The following is a 4,382-nucleotide window of genomic DNA, read 5'->3' as shown; positions in this document are numbered from 1 at the left end:
CGGAGGTGCAGCGGCTGCGCGCCGTGGCCGCCGAGGCGGGCGTCGCCGACCGGCTGGTCTTCACCGGCGCGGTGGCCCGTGCCGACGTCCCGGGCTGGATCCGCTCGGCCGACGTCGTGCTGGCGGTGCCCTGGTACGAGCCGTTCGGCATCACCCCGCTGGAGGCGATGGCGGCCGGCCTGCCGGTCGTGGCCACCGCCGTCGGGGGATTGCAGGACACGGTGCTCGACGGCATCACCGGACGGCTGGTGCCGCCACGGCGTCCGGACCTGCTGGCCCGGGTGCTGAATCAGCTGCTCACCGATCCGGCGCGGCGGCTGGCGATGGCGCAGGCCGGACGCGAGCGGGTGCTGGGCCGGTACGGCTGGAACCGCATCGCCGAGCAGACCGAGGCGTGTTATCGCAGCGTGCTGGCCGAGCGGCGGCTGCCCTCTTCCCTGCCCGGACCGGACACTGCCGGCCGGTTGACCGACGTGACCGCGGAGGTGGCGCGATGACCGAGCTGCTGAGTACGACACCGGCCCAGGCCCATGTCCAGGCGCTGACCCAGGCGCTGACCGAGTTCGGCCCGGCCACCGAGATCGCCACCGACTGGGGGATCAAGCTGGCCGGCGCGCTCAGCTCCGGATCGCGGCTGCTGGTTGCCGGCAACGGCGGCAGCGCGGCGCAGGCTCAGCACCTCAGCGCGGAGATCGTCGGCCGGTACCACTCGGACCGGCGCCCGTTCTCCGCCGTCGCGCTGCACAGCGAGCCGTCCGCGCTGACCGCGATCCTCAACGACTACGGCATCGAGGAGGTCTTCGCCCGGCAGGTGCAGGCACATGGCAGGCCGGGCGACATCTGCGTGCTGATGTCCACCTCCGGCCGCAGCCCGAACCTGGTCGCGGCGGCCATCCGGGCTCGCGACTGCGGACTGCGCACCTGGGCGATGACCGGTCCGGTGCCCAATCCGCTGGCCGCGGCGGCCGATGAGGTGCTGCCGATCTGCTGCCCGGCCACCGCCACCGTGCAGGAGCTGCACCTGGTCGCGCTGCACCTGGTCTGCGAGGCGATGGACGCCGAGCTCATCCGGCTGGCCGGCGCCGAGCTGGCCGAATCGGGGGCGGCGCCATGACCGCTCCGCTGGTGGTGGTCGGAGATGTGATGCTCGACATCGACCTGATCGCGGAGTCGGCACGGCTGTCACCGGAGGCGCCGGTTCCGGTGCTGCACGATCCGGTCGAGCACCGGCGTCCGGGCGGGGCCGCGCTGGCTGCCCTGCTCGCCGCCGCGGGACCGCGTCCGGTGGTGCTGGTGGCGCCCCTGGCGACCGATGAGGCAGGCCGGCAGCTGCGCCGGATGCTGGCCGGCCGGCTGGAGCTGGTCGCGCTGCCCTGGGGCGGCAGCACCCCGGTGAAGACCCGATTGCGGGTGGCTGAGCATCCGGTGGCCCGGTTGGACCGGGGCGGGGACCGCGGGCTGATCGGCCCGCTGCCCGAACGCGTCCGGGCCGTGCTGGCCTCGGCCGCCGCGGTGCTGGTCTCGGACTACGGCCGGGGCGTCACCGCCGACGCGGAGGTCCGGGCCGCGCTCACGGGGCTGAGCTGCCCGCTGGTCTGGGACCCGCACCCCCGAGGCGCGGCGCCGGTGCCCGGCAGCACCCTGGTCACTCCCAACCTCGCCGAGCTGGCCGGCTTCGTGGCGATGGATGCCTGCGGGTCGCTGGCCGCCATCCGGCGCGGCGCCCAGCAGCTGGCCCGGCAGTGGCAGGCCGGCTCGGTCTGCGTGACGCTCGGCTCCCGGGGCGCGATGTTCTGCCTGGCCGACAACGCCCCGCACCTGGTCGCTGCGGCCCAGGTGGCCGCCGGCGACACCTGCGGCGCGGGGGACTGCTTCGCCGCTGCCGCGGCCGCGGGGCTGGCCGACGGCGTGCTGCCCAGCGAGGCGGTCGCACTCGGCGTCGCCGCGGCCGGCCGGTTCGTGGCCGCCGGGGCGGCGGCGGGTCTCCGGCTCGACCCGTCCGGGGCCGGAGTTCCCCCAGCCGCCGAGCACGAAGCTGCTGAGACCGAAACCACCGGGGCCGGAGTTCCCCCGGCCGCCGAGACCGAAGCTGCCGAGACCGCAGCTCCCCAGCCCCAAGCGGCCGAGCCCGAAGCTGCCGCCGCTGGCCCGTCCAGGCCTGAAGCCGCTGCCGACCCGAACGAGCTGGACCGGCTGCTGGACGGCGTCCGCAGCCGGCACGGCGTCGTGGTGGCCACCGGCGGCTGCTTCGACCTGCTGCACGCCGGCCACATCGCCACCCTGCAGGCCGCCCGGGCAGCCGGCGACTGCCTGGTGGTGTGCCTGAACTCCGATGCCTCGGTGCGCCGGCTCAAGGGTGCTCAGCGGCCGCTGCAGCCGGCCGCGGACCGGGCCCGGGTGCTGGCGGCGCTGGAGTGTGTCGATGCCGTGGTGGTCTTCGAGGAGGACACCCCGGCCGCCGTGCTGCGCCGGATCCGGCCGGACATCTGGGCCAAGGGCGGTGACTACTCCGGAGTCCCGCTGCCGGAGTCGGCGGTGCTGGCGGAGTGGGGCGGGGAGGCGGTGACGGTCCCGTACCTGCGGGGTCGCTCGACCTCCGCCCTGGTGGAGCTGGCCAGGCAGGCCGAACTCACCGGCGGATCCGCGTTGTGACCTCCTCCGAGCGGCCGGTCGTCCTCGCGTTGCGCGCGCTGGGCCTCGGGGACTTCCTCACCGGGCTGCCCGCGCTCGGCCTGATCAAGCAGGCGCTGCCTGGCCATGAGGTGGTGTTGGCGGCGCCAGCGGTGTTCGCGCCGCTGGTGCCGCTGATCCCGGCGGTGGACCGGCTGCTGCCGGCGGCGGAGCTGGCGCCGATCAGGCCGGCGCCGCCCCGGCTGGACGTGGCCATCGACCTGCACGGCAACGGCCCGGCCAGCCGCCGGCTGCTCAGCGCCCTCGAGCCCCGGCAGCTGTACGGCTTCGCCGATCCGGCGGGCGGGCTGAGCGGGCCGCGCTGGCTGGCCGGCGAGCACGAGGTCAGCCGGTGGTGCCGGCTCGTCACGGAGGTGCTGCCGGCGCCGGCCGGCGCCCCACCGGGCGGGTGCCGGGCGGTGGGATGCCTGCGGCTGCCAGCGGTCGCGATGCCGGACTCGCTGACGGTGCTGCATCCGGGTGCGGCCGCCCCCGCCCGGCGCTGGCCCGCGGAGCGGTTCGCGGTGGTGGCCGCTGCGCTGCGGAGCCAGGGTCATCGGGTGGTGATCACCGGTGGCCCGGCCGAGGCCTCACTGGTCCGGACGGTGGCCGACGACGCGGGTGTGCCGGCCCTGCTGGGGCTGGAGCTGCCGGAGCTGATCTCGCTGGTCGGCCGGGCCAGGCTGGTGGTGTGCAGTGACACCGGTGTCGCGCACGTCGCCTCGAACTTCGGCACCCCGTCGGTGCTGTTGTTCGGTCCGGTGTCGCCGGCCAGTTGGGGACCGCCGCCCGATGGGCCGCACCGGGTGCTGTGGCACGGCGACGGAACCGGGAACCCGCACGGGGAGCAGGTCGATCCGGCGCTGCTGGCGATCACCGTCGAGGAGGTGCTCGACGCGGTGCGCGAGCTGACCCGGGACCGGGCGCGGGATCGGCTCAGCAGCGTCCAGCCGTTCAGTCCAGCGAATCAGCTCTGAAGCCAGGAGGCGTTATGCGGGCACTCGATCAGCGCGTTGTACTGATCACCGGCGGCGGCAGCGGCCTGGGGCGCGCGCTGTCCCGGCGGCTGGCAGCCGGCGGCGCGCATCCGGTGGTCGCCGATGTCGATGTCGAGGCCGCCGAGGCCACCGTCCGGCTGGTTTGCGACGCAGGGGGCAGCGCCTCGTCCTGCCGGCTGGACGTCACCGATCCGGCCAGCGTCGCCGAGGCGATCGACGCCACCGCGGCCCGGTTCGGCGAGCGCTTCGACGGGTTGATCAACAATGCCGGCACCGACCGGGGCGCCGGCATCCTCGACATCACCGACAAGCAATGGCAGGACGTCGTCGCGGTGAACCAGTCGGGTCCGTTGTACACCACCCGACAGTTCCTCAGGACCCTCGGTTCCGGCGAGCGCAGCTACCCGGCCGACATCGTGAACATCATCTCGATCTCGGCCATCACGGTGGGCGCCGACGCCGCTGCGTACAACAGCTCGAAGGCCGCGCTGGCGATGCTCACCAAGATCATGCAGCGGGAGGCCTATGAGTACCGCTGGCCGGCCCGCATCCACGGCGTGATGCCGAGCGCCATGAACACGCCGATGATGGAGCAGTGGCAGCTGTCGGATGAGGTGATGATGGATCCGGACACCGTTGCCAGCGCAGTGGAATTCCTGCTGACGCTGCCACCGGACACCTTCGTCCAGAACCTGGTCATCAACTCCCGGCGGG

The 4,382-nt window shown here is 74.4% G+C and carries 5 protein-coding genes; all 5 read left to right on the top strand.

Going from position 1 to position 4,382, the window contains the following annotated elements; all coding sequences use genetic code 11:
- Positions 1-497: glycosyltransferase (locus VF612_RS12040; RefSeq protein ID WP_408660096.1), on the top strand; the 497-nt coding region annotated here is incomplete at its 5' end.
- Entirely contained in the window at positions 494-1,114 is a 621-nt protein-coding gene (locus tag VF612_RS12035; RefSeq protein WP_408660095.1) for a D-sedoheptulose-7-phosphate isomerase, read from the top strand. The genes VF612_RS12040 and VF612_RS12035, both read left to right, overlap by 4 nt.
- Complete coding sequence (locus VF612_RS12030) at positions 1,111-2,652, top strand: PfkB family carbohydrate kinase (protein ID WP_408660094.1); 1,542 nt, start codon at positions 1,111-1,113, stop codon at positions 2,650-2,652. Before VF612_RS12035 ends, VF612_RS12030 begins: the two co-directional genes overlap by 4 nt.
- Positions 2,649-3,647, top strand: coding sequence for a glycosyltransferase family 9 protein (locus VF612_RS12025; RefSeq protein WP_408660093.1), 999 nt, complete (start codon positions 2,649-2,651; stop codon positions 3,645-3,647). The genes VF612_RS12030 and VF612_RS12025 overlap by 4 nt, the downstream gene beginning before the upstream one ends.
- Positions 3,648-3,661: 14 nt before the next feature.
- A partial coding sequence (locus tag VF612_RS12020; protein ID WP_408660092.1) for an SDR family NAD(P)-dependent oxidoreductase occupies positions 3,662-4,382 on the top strand: 721 nt, incomplete at its 3' end.

It is taken from the genome of Jatrophihabitans sp. (assembly GCF_036388195.1).
Classification (GTDB): domain Bacteria; phylum Actinomycetota; class Actinomycetes; order Mycobacteriales; family Jatrophihabitantaceae; genus Jatrophihabitans_A.
The sequence above is the reverse complement of the archived record's forward strand: the minus strand, read 5'-3'. Positions and strand labels throughout refer to the sequence as shown.